Here is a 20,330-nt window from a genome sequence, read left to right as displayed (position 1 = left end):
TTGTTCCCTCCTTAATCCAATCTGAATGTACAATTGAAGAAAATAACATTTTTTGATGTTGGCTCAAATACAACATTGCCATTTGTCAGCACATACACAACCAAAGATCCCGGATTGGATGTCACAGCCTCAGAAGTAACGGTTGGAATTGACGCTTGAACACTCGGCCTGTAACCCGTTGGTAGAGCGAATATGACCGTTGAAGTACCTGTCATTACTCCACCCGAAACGTATCCTTTTAGATGAACATTCCCGAATTCGTCTTTCATGTATCTGACCGTTCCTGCCCAATCATTTCGCAGGGTCGGCGCAATCCATTGCGGCTGTTGTTTTTGCGCCTTCGTGTTCTGCAGGACGGACGTTTCTGTCCTGGCTTCGATCACTTCCCGCACAAGCGATTCGACCGACTCCCGGATGTTCGGCGCATACTCGGCGCTGATCGTCTGCGGGGCGATTCCGAGCGTGTAGGTGTCGAGTGCTAGGTAGGTGACGGAATAGGTGGCGCTTTGACTCGGCTTAGTCTGCGTATATGCGTATCCCCCGCCGTACCATGAAGCCACTAACGCAGAACCTTTCTCCCACGACTTGTCTGCATTCGCATCTTTATAAACCTGGGTGATTCTTTCGGCGCGTCTTGATAATGGGTTTAGCGTAGGATATGACGCTGATATTGCATTAATTGCATAATACCCGTTCGCATTCGGTCCAGATGGTACAACGGCTTCCCGCACCACAACCCCCGCCCCGACCTCGACCTGGTTCGCGCCCTCATGCAGCATTAAGGAGCCTTCATAGGTGACTGGCTCGTCTACGCTTTGGGCGAGTTGGTACATGAGGCGGTAGGACGATATTGTTTTGTTCGTCACAGCAGGGGAAAAGTCCGTTGGCAAAATTGTTGTAGTACCTGTCCACCCGCCAAGACCGTTTGCATAAACCCAATATTTCGTTCCGTTTCCGGGGTACGGATTGAGCGATCCGTCGACCATCTTCCATCCCCAGAAATAAGCCTTAATCTCCTCTGCTGTAGGCGTGTAGTATTCTCCCCAACCGCTGTCGGTGTTGGGAATAGAGAGCCACAACTCATTCGAGTTGATTTGCCACAAGTCCGGATCTTGCCAAGTCGTACCAACGGAACCAAAAAGATTTTTTAATGGATTTCCATTGTACTTAATTGCCACTCCTTGTCCTTGCCCCTTAATAACATTGGAATCGAAAGATGGAGACTTTACTACCTTTGAACCTGTCAGAGGGATAGAATATTCCCACTGCAACGAGCCATCCAGCACCCTCTCCCGGAACCGCCGTGTCACCCTCGGTTTGCCTTGTCCATCCGTATACAGCCGATCTGCTACGCTGCCGTCTACGTTGGAGCGTAGGTTACAGTCTGGTAGATAGAGATAGGATGGTTTTTGCGGCTCAAATGGGAGAGCTTCGGAGCCGATGTTGAGCATAGGATTCGAGAAGTTGAAAGGTCCTGCTGCCGTACTCGTGAAGTAGATACGAATGCGATCATTTTCCCCGGCATTAAATGCGATCTGTTGATTGGTCGTGTATCCTCCATGCAAACTTGTGCTGCCATCCGTCTTAAATGCCCCGATCCTGCCATTGTGCGTAACGTTCAAAACCATGTCCGCATTTTTGGTGACAGATATTTCGGCAAACACTCCTTCAAATGCTGCCGCCGCCGTTACAGCAAGCACATATGGCCCGGTTGCAGTTGCGCTTCCCCCTGCCGCATTCCACTCCGAAAACGACGGAAGCAGATTCTTCCCCTTATTCTCGATATAGACGGCATTGACGTGCTTCATGTCGTCTATGTAGGGGTATTTCGCGGCGATCTGATCGGCGGTCATACTAGTTAGAGCGTTATATTCGGCCTGTGTAATCTCGAAAAGGCGCATTCCGTCGACATATCCATATTGTCCATTTGATCCGACAACATGAGCATACATATAGACGCTAGTCGCCGTGTCGAAGTCGGACGGCTGAATCTTGATAAATTGCGGCTTGAATGCCGTTGTGTCTGTAACCCCCGAGCTATTAACAATCCCGATGTCACCGCTAAAATTAACCCTCAATTGCGCCCGAGTCGCATTTCCGTTTTTACAATCTCCGACCAGGATGTAATACGATCCCGTCTTAAGCATCGATTTCATGTCCCGAAAGACTCCGGCGTCTCCTGCCGACCCAACCGTCAGCTTGACGCTACTGGTCCCGTATGCCTTGTTTGTAGTATCGAGAGCCGCTGCCGCTCCTGCCCCGGCTGTTGTCCATCCGGTTAGGCTCTCAAAGTTTCCGGATCGCCCGAGCAGATTGACGAGTGTCCGTCCCTGCATCGTTGGGTGAAGGATCGCCGGGACGTCGCCGCCTTGGACTACCTGTACGCCTGGATTGAGGGTTAGTGGCTCCCATGGCTGCTTGTCCAGGTTGTCGGCGAGCTTGTCGGCGTTGGCGTTGATCTCTTCGCCGATTTGATTCATATCCTCCGGCAAAACTGTATCGTCGAGCATCCAATCTGTTTTTGCCATTACGTCATGACCTCCTTGATTTCGACCGTCTGCAACATACGCGTATCCGATGTAATCGGGATCTCGACCGGGTTTGAGGATAGGATCGCTCCGGAATCATCTCTCAGCTCGATCAGCTCGACGAGTGAGACGTCGGCCACCGGGATAATGTATTGCAGGATGACCGTCCGATCCGGCGCTTCCTTCACGATGAAGCTTGTTATCTCGACCGTGCCGTTAAGCACTACCTTTGCAATCCGTCCGTCAACGTAATCGGTGACGTCGCTTAAAAACTGTGCGGTTATCATTTGACGATGACCTCCGATCCATAGGAAGCAAACGACTTCTCGCCGAGTTGCCACGTTCCATTCAGCTTGTAGTTCCAATTGATCGACTTCATGGCGATATGCTCTTCAAGTCCAACCCTCTCGGCTATCGAAGTGTTTTGCTGATAAACGAGGTTGGCCGGTTTGACGGTCTCAATCGTGTACTGCACTTCGCGGAATACATTGGCATTTTGGATATTTGCCGTCACGTACAGGACAAAGGTCTCGACGTCCACCGATACTATCGTCAGCCCAGGCCCAACGAGCTGGTCGAGTCGTTGCTGCAGATAGCGCAGGGTAAACGGCGGCTTGGTCGAGTAGCGATTGACGATGCGTCGACGGCGGAAATCGAGCGTTTCGGCTGATGGGTCTGCTTGGATGCCAAGCATTTTCTCTCGGCGCCTGATCGCATCGATGCCGGAAGTCATAACAAACTGATCGCTGAATAACTGATCGACCGCGCCGGCGGCAAGCTGCAGCTCCTCGTCCTCGGTTTTGGCCAGTTCCACAAAGTCCTTTATGTCTTCGTAAAAAGATGGCCAATACTCTTGAATCGGTTTATTCATTAATGATCACCGTCCCAAGCTCCGGGATTTCATCCGCGGCAAGCGTCAGATTGGCAGCCGCGCCGTTAATCTCGGTATCGGCTACGTCCTCCACGCCCTGCACAGTGAGCATGCGCGCATCGATCTGCGCCGTCCGGACGATGAGCTGCTGCTGATTGGACCAGTCTTGCCGTAGCTCCAACAAGTACGCGTCGATGACCGACTCCACGTCCGCCTGCACCTGTCCAGGCGTAACGCCGCTGGCCAGCGTCAAAGTCGTCTCCACATTGATCGCCACTCCGGATACGCCCGTGATCGTCACTTCGTGGCCGATCGGAGCCAGCCCAATCCCCTGCCCGCTATTCACCGTCGGATCAATGGCGGTCTGTACGTCATTAACAAGTGCCGGTGACGGGGACGACCAGTCCGCGGCGATGATCGTGCATTTGACCGTCCCGCCGCCGGCCCATGCCGGATAGACCTTTACGGCCCCGACGCCTGACATCGCATTAATTTTCTTCTTGTAATCGGCGATGTTTCCGCCGAATGCCGGCTCGTTGACCGCGGTATAAAACCGCTCTCGCAGCGCTTCGTCCGACTCTTCGTCCTCTCCTGGTACAAGAACCTCCGCCAGCTCTGCACTCTCGAGGCCGGGAATACTCGTGATCGGCAACAAGTCGCCATATTTCTGGTTACCGACGACGCCGGCGATCTCGCACTCAAGCCGAAATGCCCCGGTCGAAATTTGCGTCACCACGTTGTATGTCAGCTCCTCAATCGCATACCGGCTACCGATCGGCACGTTCAAGGGCACACCGCCGGATCCGAAGAATAATCCTTTCCGGATCGCCTTAGTCGCAGCTCGCCGATTAATCCCAAACTCGGCCGTCCGCCGAGACAAAAAATCTCCCGCCGCGGAGTCCGCAAACGAAAGATTGTAATTGATATCGAGATCGATATAGAGTTGAGCGAGCTCCGCGGCGGCCGGCGCCAGTGCATCGTAGATGATGCTTCCTTCACGCTTATCCAAATCGTCGGGAACTCGGTCGAGCATCCGTTCCAAAATCGTGTAATACGTCTGCAATTCATACACCATTGCCCACCTCCTGCTGAAAACTACCCTCAGTCGAAATGACAAGAAAGGACGCTGTAAAACTGTCTCCCTCAATGGTCACCTGCATGTTTTGCACAGCCACAATCCGGTCATCCTGCAGCAGCGCTTCCTGGATGCGGCGGGAAACTTCTGACCTGACAAAGGCCGGGGCCCCGCCGATCACCGCGCCGAGCTCGTGGCCGTAGTCGAACGAATAAATCTCATGGAAGAACCGGTCGGACTGCAGAATCTTAACTACTGCCTGCTTCACAGCTTCCAAGCCGTCCGTCTTGCCAGCAACGCGCCCGCGCGCAAAATCCAGCTTATACGTGCGAGAGGGCTGCGTAACCTCTTGCACCGCTGTGTCCGCGATCGATGCACCGACTGGAATCATGAATCCACCACCTTGTCCAATATGACATATTGCTGGCCACCCTGTACGCGCAGAAGCACGACGCTGTCGCCAGCCTGCAGATTCTCCCGTACCGGATAGTCTGTGCCACCGATAATCACCTTCAGCGGCAGCGTAGCCGCCGTCCGGAGCAAAAACTCGGATGAGAGCGTCAGCCGCTGATCAACGGTTACAGCGAGCGGCGATACACTCTTCACCGTCCCGATCCGGACGGCAACCGGCGCGGACGCATCCACTGCCCCCATGCTAGCTTGCTTAATTGCTCCCATTAGTTTATCGATGCTCATATGACCTTCAGCTCCAAACTCATGGTGTGGTCCCCGCCGTCGAACCGGTGCGCGCAGGAATCGACGAGAAACGGCTGATTGATCCCCCGCTCACTGATCACGATCGGCATATAGCAACCGGCACGTACCCGCACGTCGCCGATCGCGTCTACCTTCAGCGTGCGGGTCTCCCGGTTCTTCACCGCGATGAGTGAGTTTAAGAGATCGCTGATCTGCGCATCATTCATATTTTCATCTATCGACTGGCTGAGCTGCAGCACACCCCATCTGGCCATGCTCGCGCTGTCCCTCGTAATGTACGTATCACGCTTTCCGGATTTCTTGTTGTCGCGGTACAATTTAATCAGATTGTACGTGTCGCTGTCGATCGAACGCTCCGTGCCATAACCGGTCATGAGGCTGCGATCACCGACGACGAATTCGAGCAGAAAATCTTCCGACTTCCGTAGGGACAATTCTCCGAAATCGTCAAACAGAAAGTAGCTCTGGCCACCATTAATCAACGTCAGATCAAGAGATTTACAAACGATGTCGATTAGCTTTTGGTTATCCTCCAGCATAGTCGGGATCCGGTATCCAGTGTCGTCTACCCTGCCGAGTTTCAGGCCAAAGTCGCCAGCGACCCGCCACAGGATATCGGCAGCCGTCGCGCTGGTGAAGGAGTAAGTATCACTATTCTGCAAATAACGGATCTGATCATAGCAAAGCAGTTTAACAGTCTCGCCGTCACCTTCGGATATCTTAAATACGTAGCCGAAAAAGACATTTGCTCCGCCGTACCTGAAGCTGATCACATCACCGGTGTTGATCTTAAAATCCTTCGCCTGGTATATTCCATTCCGGATGATGGAAAACTCCAAACTTCCGGGCCGTCCGACTCGCGTTGTCTTCCACGAAATATCCGAAGCGATGCCGGACAGATCCCACATGTTGCCGTCCTTGTTGTCTAACAGCAGCTCAATCACGATAATCCCTCCTACGTCGGCAGCTTCAGCACCTTTCCAACAGCCAGCTTCTTAAGCTGTGCATCGGTCAGACCGTTTAACTTCTGGATCTCTCGCCATCGGTCGCCATTACCCAGCACGCTCTTGGCTACTTTCCATAACGTATCCCCGGCGCGAAGCGTGTATGTCTTCGGCTTCTCCCGATCATCGGCTCGGGGCTTGCCCGCATTTGCGAGCTTCTTGCCTCCGCCACCTGCCGCGGTCTTAACGATCAGGCGCTGCGCGGAGTAGAATACGTACTTCCTTAGCGCCAGAGTATATTCGATGTCTCCAGAGCTTCCGGCCGCTTCCTTCCAATCGAACGATTCGATGCTGACAGCCTCATTAATATCGAAGGTATCCCCGGTAAAAACAAAACGGATGGGCCGCTTAGTGGCCATCCATCTTGTAATGTAATCTACGTAAGGATTAGTTTTCACCTTAACACTGGATTCGTTCGCCGATGTCAATGTCTGCAGCAGCGGAACGTCGACGAACGGATAGCGCTGCGCCGGGAAGATGCTGCTGAACCGGTACGTCGTCAGCTTCGGGTGCTTAATCACACTGATTTCCCCGAGTTCCACAATATCATAGGTCGCCCCTTTGCTGCCGTCGCTCATCTCAATACTGCTCGGGTTGACAGGGACCTGAAAGCCCTCTTGCTGGTTATTGTATGAGAGCCAGATACCATAGGCCATCACGCATACACCCCCCGTGCTCCAGAAGCGATTGACTCATTTAGTTTATCGGTTATATTATCGATGATCTCGTCGACCGATCTTCCGTCTTGCCTGACATGAGTGTCGCCGAAACTTAACTGAGGCGTCAACGTGACAAAGTTCTGGATGTTCTTCATCTCGGCCAACTCGCGCATCATCTTCAAATCCTCACTGGAAATATCAACTGAGTCTTTGATTTTTCCAACTTCGCCGACTTTACCTATATTATCGATTTTCGGGATGCTCCCTTGAAAATCAAAGGGACTGTCTTTTCCGGCATTTTTCTGCGCCTGCTCCGCTTCCTCGGCCAAACGTTTAGCTTGACGATTTTCAAGCATGTCCTGTACCTTTTGTTCGCGGGCTGCAGCTTTCTCTGCTGCGCTGGCTTCCATAGCCTTGACAGCATCCTCTCCGGCTTGGCGAATTGCCTCGGCCTCGGCGGCAGCTGAAGCAGCAAACTCAACATGACTAATGGTATCCATCGAGACGCCTGGTATTTTTTTTAGTTTTTCAATGAGCCAATTGATCCTATCGATGGTCCCATTAATGAGGTCTTCCATAACCTGTAGTGATTTCACCTTCGCAGTTTGAAATGCATTCGTTATGCCGTTGCCGACCCGCGTAAAAAAGATCGGAACCTGATCGAAAAAGTTGAGAATCGTATTCCATGTCCTCATCATCCCCGCCGCAAATTTATCATTGGTCTGCCAAAGTCGGACGAGCCAGAGAACTAGAGCAAGAATCAATGTGATAATGAGAATCATAGGATTCATGTTCATGATTGCATTTACAATGGCCTGACCAATTGCGACTAACTTCAGCGCGGCATACATACCCAATAATGCGCCGCCAACGCCGGTTAGGATCGGCTCAATAGTAGACCAGTTGGCAGATACAAAATTGTACACACTGGACATTGCATTTAAAAGCGTATTCGTTACTTCGGCAGCTTGCTGAATCGCTAGGCTCAGATTGTGACCGAACCTAACTCCCGCATCACTGTTGAGGAAAGCATTAACCCTCTCGATGATCGGGCCAAACGACTGCAAGGCGGTGTTTTTGGCTTCGGTCCAGATGTCTCCAAATGTCCGTGGCATCTTTGAAAATTTAGTATTGATATTATCTGCAGCGGCGAACATTGCGCCCTTGATGATGTCCGCTGTAATCGTGCCCTCCGCCGACATCGTTTTTAACTCGCCTTTTGACTTTCCTGTAAATTTAGCAATTGCATCAGCAAGCATCGGAGCGTTTTCCATGATGCTCCGGAATTCGTCACCTTGAAGCTTCCCCGCTGCCATAGCTTGACTGAGCTGATACATACCGGCTTGCTGCTCCATAGTCGAGCTGCCGCCGACACGGAAAGATTTTTGCATGAGTTCGCTGAAAGCGATCAACTCATCGTTACTCTTAAAGGACTCAGACGCTAATGTTCCCATACGACCAATAACGCCGGCCATGTCGGCATAACTACCTCGCGCACGATCGGCCGCCGCGAAAATTTTAGATTGAAGCTCATCAGTTGTCTGCAGGCCGTCGTTAATCAGATCCAATCGAGCCTTAGCGTTAATATATTCATCGCTGATTTTCATGGCGGATCCAACTCCAGCAACCGACAGGACGCCCGCAGCCAGACCGCCAAGCCCACCGAAGCCTCCGCCTCCACCTCTCCCGCCGCCAGATCCACCTGGTCCGCCGCCTCCCCCACCACCTCCACCAGGAGGCGGTATGTTTCGTACGGCTTGATCCAACTGCCGAACTAAGGTGATGAGTTGGCTAAGCAGAGATGTGAGGTTGCTGCTCAAGTGGATGGTCGCAGTGATCGTTCCAATGCGAGATATTATCCGATTCCTGAGCGCTTCTGCCTGGGTAATTGCACGGGCTGTATTTAGGCGTACCCGCACCAGTATTGGCGGCACATGTAGACCACTCAGCGCTGAGCTGATTCCTGTTGTGACAACCCTTACCGGGACAGATATAGGAGCTACGTGGATACTCCTTAGTTGTGCGTTGATCGCTGCAGCATTGATGTGCACTGCGAGTGTAGAAGGTCGTTCGATCAACCTCCTCATTCGTTCCAGTGCACCGATAACAGTATTGACTTGGTTAGTAACCTTTTGTAGCGGAGTTGCGAATCTCTCCATCAACTTCAAGGTTGTCGAAATCGTTGGCATAGTCCACCCTCCCAAAACGCTTGAAAACAAAAAAAGAAGCGGCCTCATTCAGCCACTTCTTCGGGTACGTAATCTATTAATCTGTTGTTAAGAGAACGTAAAAATCATTACCATCAATCCACATTCCAACTACGGTTTTTCCTTTAGAATAGTACAAAATTTCATCAGTTGATGTATCCTCCTCATAAACAAAGCCAGCTTTCTCAAGAGCAGCATCGTACTTCTGCAAGTTAGAGTCCAACGCATCGGTCACATCATACTTATACAGAATAGAATCGCTTTCCTTATTGACTATTCTCTTACCGTCCTCAATACCAACTACATATGCATAGTTAGGAACATTTCCAGTATAATCGCTATATACTTTTTGTTGTACCTTCTGGCCCGCCACCACGATTTCAACGCGTTTTTGAGCAGCGTTCCATTTATAATTAACTCCCGTAATGTCCCCGAGTTTAGCCAACGGAACATAGGTGCTTCCTTCATGAGTTAATATAGGGTATTCAGCATTCGCATACTTCACACCGTTCACATAAACCGGATAAGGTGCTTCAGTCAAAACGTACTGTTTTACAGCAGCGTATCCAGCTGTTGCGCCAATCATTAACAAAGCACCGATAATAATCCCTGTTGCAATATCCCTGATTCTCTTCAAACCCAATCTCCTCCAGTCTACTATTTTCTACATATTACCACAAAAGAGGAAGGATAGGCTATTTACTCTTTATTCTCGCTGCATCTCTCTTTTCTTTCTCGATACGCTCGTCGATTGCTGCCATAACAAAAGCTTTTTCCTCTCGCGAGAGCGCCAGAAATTCACTCGGCCATTTGTGAAACTTGTGGAGGGCGTAGTAGGCGTAGTTTGCCTCGCTATCGCCCTCCTTGATCAGTTTTTTGCCTCTTCGACCAAGTCTTCCATTTCCACATCAAAGCCGCTGAGTTCACTGATCTTCTTAGTCAGTTCCGCGATCTCCCCGGCCAACAGCACCTTCTGCACATATTCCTCTGGCGTGCGGCAACCAAGTTTCTTGATGCTTTCTGCGTGCCGGAAATCCGGATTGACGGTATGGTTAATGACGACCTTCAGGTTGAATTTTTGCGAATCGAAATCGACCTTACCGCCCTTACGCGGCGTAGTCGCGCTCTTACGAACCTCTTCGAACTCCTGATTGGACATGGCCTTGATTTTGAATTTCAGCAGAGTGCCGTCTTTACCTTTGAAGCGAGGCGAAACAGCAACCTCTTCGGTCAAATTGTCGACCGGGTTCGCATTGAGGAAATCTTGTAAACTCATCTTAATCGCTCCTTATCGTAAATGGGCGCTAATCAAGCGCCCGAAATAGAATTGAACAAATCCGGCAGATCGTAATCGCTGAACGTGAACGGCATTTCTTCCTCAAGCATGTCGTCGGACGTGGCGTCAAACTTCGTAGCGATGATGCTGTCCAAGTTACATTTTAATAGCGTGGCCGTCTGCTTACCGGTTCCCGATGTCGGATCCTCGTTAGTGATTTGGAGATCGAACCAGAAATCCTTCCCCGTTTTGACGAAATCACGCATGAGCTGACGGAACACAGATGTCACGTAATAGACAGTCATCGTGCCGCTGCCCTTCCAGCCGGCGGAGCGCTGCGGCGTATTAGTGCGACCGAGGACCGGCACATCGACTTTGTTTTTCTCAATCGTAGCTTCGATGGTTTTTGCGTAAAAGAGTTCTTCAACTCTGCCGCCAATCGTCGCGAATGCTTTGGCTTGTTTGCCGCTGATCGCATCGCTTTCACGGAAAAATGGCATCTCAGTCCCTCCCTTACTGGACCGTAATGGTCATATAGATTTTTTCGATGCTGTCAACGGGTTGAATGTCCGCTTCGATCAGGACGGCGTCCACGTCATTACCGGCCGCCACGGAAATGTCCGCCTGGCTGTCGAAATTCTGGATGGCGTTGATGTTCTGGAGCGAGGTCAGGTAATTCACACATTCGGCCCGGAGCAGGTTCCGACCGTCCGCGTTGTTGCTGACCTTCCCGATGTAAAATTGCGAGAAGATCCGGACGAAGTCGTTGTTGATGCCGTCGAGCACGCGGATAACGCGGTTCTTGCTGAATGCCTTGCCCCTGTCCGGCGTGAACGAAGTAAGGGAGTTAATGTCCTGCTCCACGACCGCTCGTCCGCCGTTCGGTGTGAAGACGAATTCGCCCGCCTGCAGCGCGGCAATGATCTGGCTATTGGTGTACCGCGTGGCCACGTCTACCGCGCCTTCATAGGCCGCATACGTCAACGACTCGTTCACATTGGCCCCGGCAGTTGCTCCGGCCACCCACGCCGTTGTCTGTGCTGCGGTAAGCACCGTGCCGTCGTCCAAGATGACACCGTTTTTAACGGAGATCACGCCTTCGTAGTCGGCGGAAGGGTAATTCTCGAGAACAACCTGAATCTTCTTCCCTTCGTCGTCGCGGAGTCGCTTCGCGAAGGAAACGAACGCTCCTTTCGCCGTGGCGTCCGTGGACGGCAACGCGATCGTGTTAAAGTCCTGCGGCTCGATCGCGACCAGGTAGTCGAGATAATCCTGGTTCGTCGTGCTCCCGTTTGCGCCGCCGATCAACGGAGCGCCGGCGGAAGCGGCGAGAGCGCCGGTTCCAGAGAACACGACCCAGTCGTTCGCCGCGAGCCCCGCAATGTTGGCCACCGTCTGCGCATCTACCTCGTCGCCGTTCAACAGCGTGCGCACGTCGAACAGATCCTCGTCTTCGACGTTCTCTGCGATCACGACCGTCAGGTCGTTCCCGCGCACGCCGCCCCACTTAGCCGTAACCGTCAGGTTCCCGCTGGTGACGGCAGCCTTGGTACCGGCGTTCGCTCGGTACAGCAGCAGCTTCTGCGCGCGTTTCAATGCCTCGCGCACGAGCAACAGCGACGGATCCGTGATCGGATAGCCCAGCTTAGGCATCGTGTCCTCGCCGGCTTCGATCGTCGTGATCACCTTCGGCTCGCCCCACGGAAGCAACAGCGGGATCGACACAATGCCGCGTTCGCCCAGCGTCCCTAACGCTTTAGGCGCGGTCACGATATTCATGTAAACGCCAGGGCGCACTTTATTTTGTACAGTCCAGTTTCCACCGGCCATCGCTTACTTCGCCTCCTGCTTCAAATATTTGTCGAGCAGCTGCGCGGCTTCGGCGACGGAATAAGACTCGCCATCCTGCAGCAACGCTCGCAGATAGTCCTTCTGCTGCGGCGTGAACCGCTTGGATTGCAGCAGACTGGTCTTGCTATGTTTCGCCGGCTGTGTGCCGGCCTCGTCGGATTTACGACTCATCTTTAATCCCTCCATGCTGTTCGAGTGTCTCCATTGCCGAATCACTCGGGCGCTGTTCCCACACCTTCAACGCGTACGTGACCCAAAAATAAAGCACCTCATTTTCGATCTTAAACCGCATGTCCAAGCCCGCACACGGTCGACCACCAACAGTGATTCGTGCCAGTGCCGCGGTAAGACTATCGGCCATTGTGTACATCGCGTCATTCTCACGATTGACGGCAAAGTACCGAATCACAAATGGATGTCGCCGCCCAAATCGACGGCCCAATTCCTGTTTGTGTCCCGGCTCCACTAAACGGACGTAGAAATACGGCGCCTCGAGCCCCTGCGGGATCTCCTCTCCGGTGATTGGAATATCCGGAAAGGCGTCATCCAGTGCGTTCTGGACCGCGTACCGGACCGAGTTAAAGCTGACTTCTTGCGACAAAGGGCATCACCTCAAAAAACGATCAATAAAGCGCTGCATCTCGCGCTCCATGATCGCGGGTATTTCACGTTCCAACAGTTCGCTTGAGATCAGCATCATAAACTTACCTTCCACCCAGCCATTGCGTGGACCAACATACATCCCGCCCGGTTCTCCCTTCGGCGGCTCATAATTCTTGATGTAGTAAAACGTATTGCCTACCCACTTTCCCGGGACCCAGTGAGCAGCGAAGCCGTTCTCGACATAAAACGAGTATTCTTCAGTGTTATGAACTTCGATCTCATACCCGTCTCCCACCGGACGCAGCTCTCCAAGCGTCCACCCCCGACGCAAAGCACCGTTACTGGATGGTGTTCGCATAACGACGTCTGCCAGCATCTCATCAGCAAGATGATAGAGGCACTTCCGCATAAAATCCGGAAAGTGCCTCTGCATGTCCACTAGGTTGTCACGGAATTTCACCAGCTCGGAAAAGTCAAAGCTCCCCAGGTTAGCCATTGCGATGCAACCTGATAAGCGCGCTTGCGATCATATTAATGGCCTGCTCCTCTGCGTCTGCCAGCGGACCGGTCAACTCATCCGTAAACGGCCAGAGATGAATATGCAGTAACTCATGGACAAGATGTCGTTCCATGTCCTGAGGGTTCACATTTTCCCGGTCATAATCGTTTGGATCAATAATCCGAATAGTTGCGGACCGATGTTGAATATTTACAGTAATCTCTGCATTGCTCTCTTTCATTCGCATATCCCTTGCTCTAACAATCGACGTTCGGACATCCCAATCCTGCAGCCGGAGGATACGTTGCCAGTCCTCGCATTTCTGCCGCAGTTGCTCCTCCGTAAATATGACTGTCATCAAGCCCACTCCTTAGCAGTAAGATAGACTTCCTGATGACTGCTGTACGGCGGGAACGGCTTGCCGGCCGAGAACGTCTCCACTTGTCCGGTAGCCGCCCTCGTCACGGCGATGATATCACCCTGCTTGATCTCCAACTCCGGAGCGATAAACAGCTTCGCATCGAATCGAATATCGTTCTGTGCCTCAGATTGCCCATTACGCGGAAGCCCCGTCTGCGAGAGCTTGCAGGGCTTGTCCTCGTATACCGGCTGCAGTACCTGCTTTGTCTCCTTCGTGTCCGGATCCTTAACCGGCGCGTGCCGGCTAATCGTGGCCCGGTCCTCGTACATGCGCTCAATCTCTCGGCGGTGTCGGCGGTAATTGATCATCGGCCTGGCCCCCATGTCATGCGGCGGTAATGGTTCAGGTCGGTTCGATAGTTAAACACGACCTGATCGATCACGGATTTGGCCGTGTTGGCTAAACCACCGCCGGATCCACCACCGCCGGAGACGGAGGTGTCGCCCACCTTAACGCTGCCGGCCGGGCCGCCGACCGTCGCGTCAATCTCGTCGACATGAGGCAGATCGACGCGCACGGCGTCCACCACCATACTGGCCCACACGTACAGCAGCCCGTCCGGCATCCGGCGATGATTGATATCGTGCAATACCCGCCGTTCGATCTCCGCAATGTACGTGTCGATCAGCGGTTTCCGGGAATCATCCGGCAGATCAAGACGAAGCTTAACGATCGGCCATACATCCGCTGCCGTAATCATTCGGCCAGCCGGCGAACGGCCTTGGCCGCCAACAGCTCTCGAAAAGTGGTCACGGGGATCTCCACTTTATCTCCGGCACGGAAATGGGTTCGGTCGTGCTTGATATTGGTCAAGCAGATTCCCCATTCCGTTTCGGGCGGTTCCGGCGGGGAAGGCGGCTGGTTGGCCCCTTCCTGTTCTGCAGGAGGTTCGCCCGAAGGATCCGAACCTTGAATACCGTCCCCCATCGTTTGATCATCCAAAGGCAACCCTTGTTCCGTTGTAGCCGTTTCATCTTTCTTTCGCATTGCTCTCATTCTCCTTTCATTAAGTAGGAGAGGATTTCGCCCCTCCCTCATCATTAAGCCACCTTGGCGATGAATACCGTGTCCATCGTTTCAAACGACGGAAGCACGATCTCGGAAACGACCGTCTCGACGTTGACCGGGTGCGGCTCCTTAATCGTCGTGATCGCCACGCCGGTATTGACGACAGATACTTCAGCGGCCGTCGCGCCGGCCATCAAGTCGGCCTCTTCCGGCGTCGTGCCGTACCAGGTGTTGCCGAGGTTCCCATCCGGAATGAGTGTGAAGAAGTCATCCGGGAAGAACTGGTGCATGCTGCCGTCCTGTAACGCGTAGATCTTGTTGTACACCGAAACCCTGATGCTCAGCTTGTTCAGCAAATATGCGCGGAGCAGCTCGTCCGTCATGATGATGTTGTTGCCGCCGATCGGGTTCATGTCCAGCCGGATTGCCGGGTGATCCATCAGGTAGCCCCACGTCTTTTCCGTGCAGATCGCTCGAGTCAGCGTCGCCCCGGTGTCTCCATTGATGGTCTTTTTATAGCGTTGGATGTCCTGAATTGGCGTACTGGTCGATTGGTTCCAGCGCGCGGCCCCCGTCAGCGTTTCCTTGTGGCTGCCGGAGAAGCCGTAATTATAATCGTAGTCTTGGCGCGTCTGGTTGGATGTGATCCGGATCTGGCCGCTGGAAAGAAGCTGCATAATCATCCGCTCCGGAATGACTTGCGCGCCGGCCACGAGTTGCGCCCGGTCGTCAAAGATCTGCGTAATCAGCGGCATGATGTATTGATCATTGCTGTTGTCCTGCAGCCGGAGTAGCTCTTGGCGGTCTTTCTCGCCGAGCCTCATGGCTTCGCGGAAGAATGGCATCTCCGTTTCAATCTTGGAAAAGCCAATGCGGTCGCGAAGCGTCGCCTTGGCATCAAACGCGGAAGGCTGCAACGAGACCGGTACGCCGCGGGCTCCCTTGATCCAGGACAAATCAAGCCCCAGCTTCTTTTTCGCTGGGAACAAGGTTGCTCCCAAATACGGAATGTTGTTGCTCGGGTTGTTGGTGACGTAGGCGGCCAGTGCCGGTGCCGTCACATAATCGAAAATGGTTGGCATGTTCGTTCATTTCTCCTTCCCGCCCGCTTAGGCGATAAATGTGATTTGCTTCAGGGCAGCGCGCTCAGCATCGTCCGGCGCTTTCGGAAGCTTCGTCTCGTCCACGAAGCCGTGAATGACCATCGCGCCCGGGGCCGGGCCGTAGGTCACGTCCACATCGTTAAGCAGGACGCCCTCCGCGTCCGTCGTGTCCGGCGTTCCTGCCGTCGTAGTTGCCTTCTTCACCATCTCTTCCGGATCAGCCAGAGTGCCGCCGCCGACGATCGTTCCAGCCGGAACGATCTTTCTCCCAGCGACAGCAGCCACACCTGCGTCATCAACGGTGACCGAGACAGCTACGTAATGATCCGGGAACTTCAGGATCTCGGTCCGATTTCCGTACGCTGTCGTAACAAACTTGCTCATGTCCTATCAGCCTCCAAAATAAGATTTTTGTGCATCGGACGTCGCGGAGTTGGCTTTCGCGAAATCGGCGATGCGTTTACCGAAGTCAGCAGCCTTGTCACCGGTACCGCCACCACCGGAGCCGCCGCTTTCGAACGGATTGGCTCCTCTAAATTGAAACTGGCCGCCCTTGTCTTCCGGAACAAACAAAAAAGCCTTGCTCGTCTGCAGGGCTTTGATTTGGTCGTCCAGGCCGGCCTTCACGTTACCGTTGTCATCCAGCTCGATCTTCGTTTTGTCCAGCAGACCGGCCACGATATCTGGATCGTGTACCTTGCCGGTGAGCGCCAGCTTCACGGCAGTGCCGAGCTTCAAGGCTGCCGCATCAGCCTCATACTTCTCCTTAGTCGCCTTGTTCTCCGCCTGCAGCGTCTCGATTTTCTTCGTCAGCTCCGCTGCGTCGCCGGCGGATTTCTTCAAATCCTCGAGCTGAGCGGAAATCTTATCCCGGTCCTTCTCTGCCTGCTTCTTCCCGTCATTGACCTCGTCGAAGCGAGCTTTCGGAATAAATCCCTTCAACTCCTCGACGGACGCCACCGCGGCCTTCTCCGCCAGTTCCTCCGACAAGCCCAATGCAACAAACTGCTCTTTATTCACACCAATTTCCTCCCTATTCATCTCGCTTTTTCCCCGGTTGCGACCGGTGATGGCCTCTTATTTTGCGCCGCAGGCAACGACGGTTAGGCCCCGGTAGTCTCAACCGGAGCCCACAAAAAAAGCACTCTCGTGTATGCGGGAGTGCTTCACTCTTTCAAAACGCCTATTTTTTTTAAGTGTTCTTTGCTGAGCTTTTCATACTTTGCCCGATCTTCCTCGGAAATCTCTTGATAACCGATGACCTTCGGTTTCGAGGTGTCGTTCCAGCGCGGATCTGAGAAGGGCTTTTTCTTTTCGCTCATTTCACGAGTTCCTCCAACATGACAAAGTAGACGCCGTCAATGAAATCCAGATTAACGATCTTGAACGGAAAATCCCGCCCATACAGCACTTCAAGTTCACCGGGGTTCATCTTCCGAATATCCGAACCAAGCGTTGCACCCAGAATGTAGAATTGGACCTGTCCTGCAGGATTGTATAAAGCCCCCGCCGTCATCGAGATGTATTGAGGATATTGTACCACGCTGCCAGGCTTGACGTCTTGCATAAACGCAGCCAAAGCAGCAGCCGAAGCAAAATGTAATGAACGGGACAGATCCCCACTGTACGTCGGCAGCTTAGCAAGAGCCCTATCCAGATTTTCAACCCACTGCATCTCATTGCTGTCGAGCGGATCGCCGCGACGCAGCTTATCGTTAAGTCCGTAGGACTCCCCGCCAACGTACCGTGTAACTGCAGCTTCTTCGTCATGTGTCAGTGCAGGAGGCTCCTCCACTCGTTTAGGCACTGGAGGTTCTGGCGACGGATTCACCGGTTTTACCGGAGTTGGCGTAACCGCCGCAGGCGGTTCCGGTGCTTCCGGCTTCTCCGTCGCATCCGGAGCGTGCTGTTCCGCCCAATCGCTGAATGTCTCATCGGGAGGAACGTCGTAGGAATCCGGATCATCAGCTTGAGGATCCTGCTCCTGTTTTGGTTGCTCGTCGTCTGGCTTGTCCTTGGCCTTCTCTGGCTCCTTCAGTTCCTTTGCTTCTTCCGGTTCATGCGTTTCTTCGACTTCTCCGAAAATGGGAATCGTCGTCGAACGGCAGTACGCATGCAACGGCGGATAGTTGACACCAGCTTTTGCCTCACTGACGAGGATGACCTTTCCGTTCATGCCTTGACACTTTTCGGATGTGCGATGGTCCATCGTGGCCACATACTTATACCGCTCGACACCAGACTCCCGATAGCCATCCAAGCGGGATTGCCCCGAAAAGTAAGCAGACTCCGTGCGGATCAGCCTCTCTGCGGTCCGCATGCTCACGCCCATCTTCTCTGAAAAATCCTTGATGACTGTCGGCAACGGCTCTCCGCGAATGATATGCTGCTCAAGAGACGTCTCCAGCTCCGAAACAAGTTTAGTCCGATCAGCCCAAATACGGGCACTGAAGTTGCTCCCGTCAGGCGCCCAAGGCTTGGACAGTACGCGATCGATCTGCCGCTTGTCCAATTGCGTCGGCGGCACACCCTTACCCTTGCCGCGCTGCACCTCGTACACGCTACGGTAGTAGCCGTTCTTGTAAATGTCGGACATTGTACCTGTCGTGCCTTTAACTCGCTTGGCGGCCAGCAGTTCGACCTCGTGTCGCATCCGGATCTTCTGCTCGTCCAGCTTGCTGATGTGGATCCGTGCCCGGGCATTCTCGATGGCCTTGCGCCACTTCGGATCGCCGCCATGCTTAATGATAGCTTCCCGGTACTCATCCAAGTTCCACCGGAATTCCTTCAGCTCACTCGCCGACAAAAGCTTGCGGGCTTCGGCCATGCTGACGGCATTGTTCTTGGCCAAGCGCGCATACCAGGATTCCGTGTCCCGCTTGATCCGGGCCATAGCTTTGTCGTATTCTGCCTTCTCCTTGCGAATGTACGCTTCGCCCTTCTCAAGCTGGGCTTCGTTCTGAGCTTCCATACGCTTGGCCCAGTATTCCTCCGACCTCATTCGGCGTCACCGCCGCCCCCGTCCCCATCCGGATCCGAGTCGGGCGTAAGTCCACCGTATCCGTCGGCCATTCGCTTCAGCGCTTCTTCCTTCTGCTTCTTAATGCGCTCGAGCTCGGCCAGCACATCCTTAACCCATGGATGCTGCGCGACAAGCGTCTCGTCCGACAGAATGCCGACGCTGTCCTTGATGGCCGTGATGATCGCCGTCTCGTCGATCGGCATGTCCTTGTTGAAGATGAAGGACAGATCCTCACCGCTGTAGTCGACTTGCTTGCTATTGAATAGATGCGTGTCGACGAACCAGCGAAGCTGTTCGAGCGAAGCCTGGAATTCAGTCTCCATCAGCGAAGCGTCCAAATCAAGGTCAGAATAAAGGAACTTCAGCGCAATGCCGGACGGCGCACTGCCAATGTCCACGCCTTGCGTGTCGACTCCGCGCCCAAACTCGTAGATGTCCTTCCGGGCTTGCTCCATATGAGTCTTGTACGCTTCGACGTTTAATTCCAAATTAACTGCCTTAATCCCACCGTCATCATTTACAAATGCAGTACGGTATGTCGCGAGATTCTTCCTGAATTCGCCTGGATTAGTGCCGCTATAATTTTTCACCTCGTAAATGCTGTCAGGTAGATCCTCCAGATTGTTCGAATTGTCGGACTTGTTCCGATCGTAATCGTCCACCAGAGACTTGATGATCTCGACGAGCGGCTGCTCCTCCTCGTTGTACTTCCAGCAGATAAACGGCACACGTTCCCAGTTCATCCCCTGCTCCTTATCGCCCACTTTGACAGTAAAGTGCGAACCGACCGCCCCGGCTTCGACATCAGGTGTCAGCCCCGTGCCATCCACGACGTACCGGCGCACACCCTGAGTATCCCACCATTCGATTTTCCGGACCGTCTTACGCTGAAGCCCCTCATACACAGTAACCTCGTAATCGCGGATGACAGCATCCAGGATAGTATGATCTTCGTCGGCCCATAATGGGATGATCTCTGGGCTCTTCATCTTGCGGAATGACAACTTACCGGCATTATCATAGTGCACGAACCACCATGAAATACCCATGTTAACAGCCTGTTTTCCGGTACTCTGTATGCGACGGAACATGGCCGGCTTGAATATCTCTTTCCATTCAGCCGCATATGTGGAATTTTCCGTCTGAACACTCAGCGGCTTGCCGAACAGATAACCAACCTTCTGGTCGACCAACTTCCGCGCGAAGGCGTTAGCCAGTTTGTTGTTGGCCAGGTTACCTACGATCTCCTTGGCTCCGCTTGCCCCGATCGCCGTCCGCTGCCGGTCGTAAATATCCGTCTTATTGCGGTAATAACGCTCACCAATTTCCATCCACATGCGCTTATCGGATTTCCGCCAGTCCCCGATCTCAAGCTGAATGATCTGTTCGAGCGTCGCCGCTGTCCGCGCGCCTCGGATAATGATGTTCTCAAGTTCGCGCTGTTCTTCGCCGTTCGGCCATAATGACAAGAGAATTCCTCCTTCCT

Annotated in this window: 26 protein-coding genes; all 26 read right to left on the bottom strand. The window is 53.3% G+C overall.

What is annotated here, in order from left to right:
* Positions 1–11: 11 nt before the first annotated feature.
* Entirely contained in the window at positions 12–2,528 is a 2,517-nt protein-coding gene (locus J4772_RS11550; protein ID WP_209075314.1) for a hypothetical protein, read from the bottom strand.
* Positions 2,528–2,815: a ketopantoate hydroxymethyltransferase gene (locus J4772_RS11545; protein WP_209075313.1), complete on the bottom strand. Its 288-nt coding sequence runs from the start codon at positions 2,813–2,815 to the stop codon at positions 2,528–2,530. The genes J4772_RS11550 and J4772_RS11545 overlap by 1 nt, the downstream gene beginning before the upstream one ends.
* Positions 2,812–3,399: a putative phage tail protein gene (locus J4772_RS11540; RefSeq protein ID WP_209075312.1), complete on the bottom strand. Its 588-nt coding sequence runs from the start codon at positions 3,397–3,399 to the stop codon at positions 2,812–2,814. The genes J4772_RS11545 and J4772_RS11540 overlap by 4 nt, the downstream gene beginning before the upstream one ends.
* Positions 3,392–4,471, bottom strand: coding sequence for a baseplate J/gp47 family protein (locus tag J4772_RS11535; RefSeq protein ID WP_209077106.1), 1,080 nt, complete (start codon positions 4,469–4,471; stop codon positions 3,392–3,394). The genes J4772_RS11540 and J4772_RS11535 overlap by 8 nt, the downstream gene beginning before the upstream one ends.
* Positions 4,464–4,865, bottom strand: coding sequence for a DUF2634 domain-containing protein (locus J4772_RS11530; protein WP_209075311.1), 402 nt, complete (start codon positions 4,863–4,865; stop codon positions 4,464–4,466). Before J4772_RS11530 ends, J4772_RS11535 begins: the two co-directional genes overlap by 8 nt.
* The gene (locus tag J4772_RS11525; RefSeq protein ID WP_209075310.1) at positions 4,862–5,170 is read right to left on the bottom strand and encodes a DUF2577 domain-containing protein; all 309 of its coding nucleotides are present in this window, start codon (positions 5,168–5,170) and stop codon (positions 4,862–4,864) included. The genes J4772_RS11530 and J4772_RS11525 overlap by 4 nt, the downstream gene beginning before the upstream one ends.
* A complete protein-coding gene (locus J4772_RS11520; protein WP_209075309.1) occupies positions 5,167–6,135 on the bottom strand; it encodes an XkdQ/YqbQ family protein in 969 nt (322 codons plus the stop codon). Before J4772_RS11520 ends, J4772_RS11525 begins: the two co-directional genes overlap by 4 nt.
* An 11-nt stretch (positions 6,136–6,146) precedes the next feature.
* Positions 6,147–6,851 (bottom strand): LysM peptidoglycan-binding domain-containing protein, encoded by a 705-nt coding sequence (locus J4772_RS11515; RefSeq protein WP_209077104.1) that lies wholly within the window; start codon positions 6,849–6,851, stop codon positions 6,147–6,149.
* Positions 6,851–9,043, bottom strand: a complete 2,193-nt coding sequence (locus tag J4772_RS11510; protein ID WP_209075308.1) for a tape measure protein — start codon at positions 9,041–9,043, stop codon at positions 6,851–6,853. Before J4772_RS11510 ends, J4772_RS11515 begins: the two co-directional genes overlap by 1 nt.
* Positions 9,044–9,119: 76 nt before the next feature.
* Entirely contained in the window at positions 9,120–9,698 is a 579-nt protein-coding gene (locus tag J4772_RS11505) for a stalk domain-containing protein (protein WP_209075307.1), read from the bottom strand.
* 231 nt (positions 9,699–9,929) lie between these two features.
* Positions 9,930–10,337 (bottom strand): phage tail assembly chaperone, encoded by a 408-nt coding sequence (locus tag J4772_RS11500; RefSeq protein WP_209075306.1) that lies wholly within the window; start codon positions 10,335–10,337, stop codon positions 9,930–9,932.
* 32 nt (positions 10,338–10,369) lie between these two features.
* The gene (locus J4772_RS11495) at positions 10,370–10,837 is read right to left on the bottom strand and encodes a phage tail tube protein (protein ID WP_209075305.1); all 468 of its coding nucleotides are present in this window, start codon (positions 10,835–10,837) and stop codon (positions 10,370–10,372) included.
* Positions 10,838–10,850: 13 nt separating this feature from the next.
* Positions 10,851–12,167 (bottom strand): phage tail sheath family protein, encoded by a 1,317-nt coding sequence (locus J4772_RS11490; protein WP_209075304.1) that lies wholly within the window; start codon positions 12,165–12,167, stop codon positions 10,851–10,853.
* A gap of 3 nt (positions 12,168–12,170) precedes the next feature.
* Positions 12,171–12,359: a hypothetical protein gene (locus tag J4772_RS11485; protein WP_209075303.1), complete on the bottom strand. Its 189-nt coding sequence runs from the start codon at positions 12,357–12,359 to the stop codon at positions 12,171–12,173.
* Positions 12,349–12,789: a phage tail terminator family protein gene (locus J4772_RS11480; RefSeq protein WP_209075302.1), complete on the bottom strand. Its 441-nt coding sequence runs from the start codon at positions 12,787–12,789 to the stop codon at positions 12,349–12,351. The genes J4772_RS11485 and J4772_RS11480 overlap by 11 nt, the downstream gene beginning before the upstream one ends.
* A gap of 6 nt (positions 12,790–12,795) precedes the next feature.
* On the bottom strand, positions 12,796–13,287 hold the full coding sequence (locus tag J4772_RS11475) for an HK97 gp10 family phage protein (RefSeq protein WP_209075301.1): 492 nt from the start codon (positions 13,285–13,287) through the stop codon (positions 12,796–12,798).
* Complete coding sequence (locus J4772_RS11470; protein WP_209075300.1) at positions 13,280–13,648, bottom strand: hypothetical protein; 369 nt, start codon at positions 13,646–13,648, stop codon at positions 13,280–13,282. Before J4772_RS11470 ends, J4772_RS11475 begins: the two co-directional genes overlap by 8 nt.
* The gene (locus J4772_RS11465) at positions 13,648–14,019 is read right to left on the bottom strand and encodes an ABC transporter ATP-binding protein (protein ID WP_209075299.1); all 372 of its coding nucleotides are present in this window, start codon (positions 14,017–14,019) and stop codon (positions 13,648–13,650) included. Before J4772_RS11465 ends, J4772_RS11470 begins: the two co-directional genes overlap by 1 nt.
* On the bottom strand, positions 14,016–14,411 hold the full coding sequence (locus J4772_RS11460; RefSeq protein WP_247741074.1) for a DNA-packaging protein: 396 nt from the start codon (positions 14,409–14,411) through the stop codon (positions 14,016–14,018). The genes J4772_RS11465 and J4772_RS11460 overlap by 4 nt, the downstream gene beginning before the upstream one ends.
* Complete coding sequence (locus J4772_RS11455) at positions 14,408–14,698, bottom strand: hypothetical protein (RefSeq protein WP_209075298.1); 291 nt, start codon at positions 14,696–14,698, stop codon at positions 14,408–14,410. Before J4772_RS11455 ends, J4772_RS11460 begins: the two co-directional genes overlap by 4 nt.
* Before the next feature lie 53 nt (positions 14,699–14,751).
* Positions 14,752–15,801, bottom strand: coding sequence for a major capsid protein (locus tag J4772_RS11450; protein ID WP_209075297.1), 1,050 nt, complete (start codon positions 15,799–15,801; stop codon positions 14,752–14,754).
* 27 nt (positions 15,802–15,828) lie between these two features.
* On the bottom strand, positions 15,829–16,206 hold the full coding sequence (locus tag J4772_RS11445) for a hypothetical protein (protein ID WP_209075296.1): 378 nt from the start codon (positions 16,204–16,206) through the stop codon (positions 15,829–15,831).
* Positions 16,207–16,212: 6 nt separating this feature from the next.
* A complete protein-coding gene (locus J4772_RS11440; protein WP_209075295.1) occupies positions 16,213–16,842 on the bottom strand; it encodes a phage scaffolding protein in 630 nt (209 codons plus the stop codon).
* 146 nt (positions 16,843–16,988) lie between these two features.
* On the bottom strand, positions 16,989–17,144 hold the full coding sequence (locus J4772_RS11435; protein WP_209075294.1) for a hypothetical protein: 156 nt from the start codon (positions 17,142–17,144) through the stop codon (positions 16,989–16,991).
* Entirely contained in the window at positions 17,141–18,823 is a 1,683-nt protein-coding gene (locus J4772_RS11430) for a minor capsid protein (RefSeq protein ID WP_209075293.1), read from the bottom strand. Before J4772_RS11430 ends, J4772_RS11435 begins: the two co-directional genes overlap by 4 nt.
* Positions 18,820–20,313: a phage portal protein gene (locus J4772_RS11425; RefSeq protein ID WP_209075292.1), complete on the bottom strand. Its 1,494-nt coding sequence runs from the start codon at positions 20,311–20,313 to the stop codon at positions 18,820–18,822. The genes J4772_RS11430 and J4772_RS11425 overlap by 4 nt, the downstream gene beginning before the upstream one ends.
* Positions 20,314–20,330: the final 17 nt, after the last annotated feature.

Origin of the sequence: Cohnella sp. LGH (assembly GCF_017671885.1) — a bacterium.
GTDB lineage: Bacteria > Bacillota > Bacilli > Paenibacillales > Paenibacillaceae > Cohnella > Cohnella phaseoli.
The sequence above is the reverse complement of the archived record's forward strand: the minus strand, read 5'-3'. Positions and strand labels throughout refer to the sequence as shown.

Excerpts from the sequence above, each read along its gene's own strand:
- J4772_RS11550 (WP_209075314.1), bottom strand. The coding sequence starts at position 2,528 with ATGGCAAAAACAGATTGGATGCTCGACGATACAGTTTTGCCGGAGGAT.
- J4772_RS11545 (WP_209075313.1), bottom strand. The coding sequence starts at position 2,815 with ATGATAACCGCACAGTTTTTAAGCGACGTCACCGATTACGTTGACGGA.
- J4772_RS11540 (WP_209075312.1), bottom strand. The coding sequence starts at position 3,399 with ATGAATAAACCGATTCAAGAGTATTGGCCATCTTTTTACGAAGACATA.
- J4772_RS11530 (WP_209075311.1), bottom strand. The coding sequence starts at position 4,865 with ATGATTCCAGTCGGTGCATCGATCGCGGACACAGCGGTGCAAGAGGTT.
- J4772_RS11525 (WP_209075310.1), bottom strand. The coding sequence starts at position 5,170 with ATGAGCATCGATAAACTAATGGGAGCAATTAAGCAAGCTAGCATGGGG.
- J4772_RS11515 (WP_209077104.1), bottom strand. The coding sequence starts at position 6,851 with ATGGCCTATGGTATCTGGCTCTCATACAATAACCAGCAAGAGGGCTTT.
- J4772_RS11510 (WP_209075308.1), bottom strand. The coding sequence starts at position 9,043 with ATGCCAACGATTTCGACAACCTTGAAGTTGATGGAGAGATTCGCAACT.
- J4772_RS11500 (WP_209075306.1), bottom strand. The coding sequence starts at position 10,337 with ATGAGTTTACAAGATTTCCTCAATGCGAACCCGGTCGACAATTTGACC.
- J4772_RS11495 (WP_209075305.1), bottom strand. The coding sequence starts at position 10,837 with ATGCCATTTTTCCGTGAAAGCGATGCGATCAGCGGCAAACAAGCCAAA.
- J4772_RS11490 (WP_209075304.1), bottom strand. The coding sequence starts at position 12,167 with ATGGCCGGTGGAAACTGGACTGTACAAAATAAAGTGCGCCCTGGCGTT.
- J4772_RS11485 (WP_209075303.1), bottom strand. The coding sequence starts at position 12,359 with ATGAGTCGTAAATCCGACGAGGCCGGCACACAGCCGGCGAAACATAGC.
- J4772_RS11475 (WP_209075301.1), bottom strand. The coding sequence starts at position 13,287 with ATGGCTAACCTGGGGAGCTTTGACTTTTCCGAGCTGGTGAAATTCCGT.
- J4772_RS11470 (WP_209075300.1), bottom strand. The coding sequence starts at position 13,648 with ATGACAGTCATATTTACGGAGGAGCAACTGCGGCAGAAATGCGAGGAC.
- J4772_RS11465 (WP_209075299.1), bottom strand. The coding sequence starts at position 14,019 with ATGATCAATTACCGCCGACACCGCCGAGAGATTGAGCGCATGTACGAG.
- J4772_RS11460 (WP_247741074.1), bottom strand. The coding sequence starts at position 14,411 with ATGATTACGGCAGCGGATGTATGGCCGATCGTTAAGCTTCGTCTTGAT.
- J4772_RS11455 (WP_209075298.1), bottom strand. The coding sequence starts at position 14,698 with ATGCGAAAGAAAGATGAAACGGCTACAACGGAACAAGGGTTGCCTTTG.
- J4772_RS11450 (WP_209075297.1), bottom strand. The coding sequence starts at position 15,801 with ATGCCAACCATTTTCGATTATGTGACGGCACCGGCACTGGCCGCCTAC.
- J4772_RS11445 (WP_209075296.1), bottom strand. The coding sequence starts at position 16,206 with ATGAGCAAGTTTGTTACGACAGCGTACGGAAATCGGACCGAGATCCTG.
- J4772_RS11435 (WP_209075294.1), bottom strand. The coding sequence starts at position 17,144 with ATGAGCGAAAAGAAAAAGCCCTTCTCAGATCCGCGCTGGAACGACACC.
- J4772_RS11430 (WP_209075293.1), bottom strand. The coding sequence starts at position 18,823 with ATGAGGTCGGAGGAATACTGGGCCAAGCGTATGGAAGCTCAGAACGAA.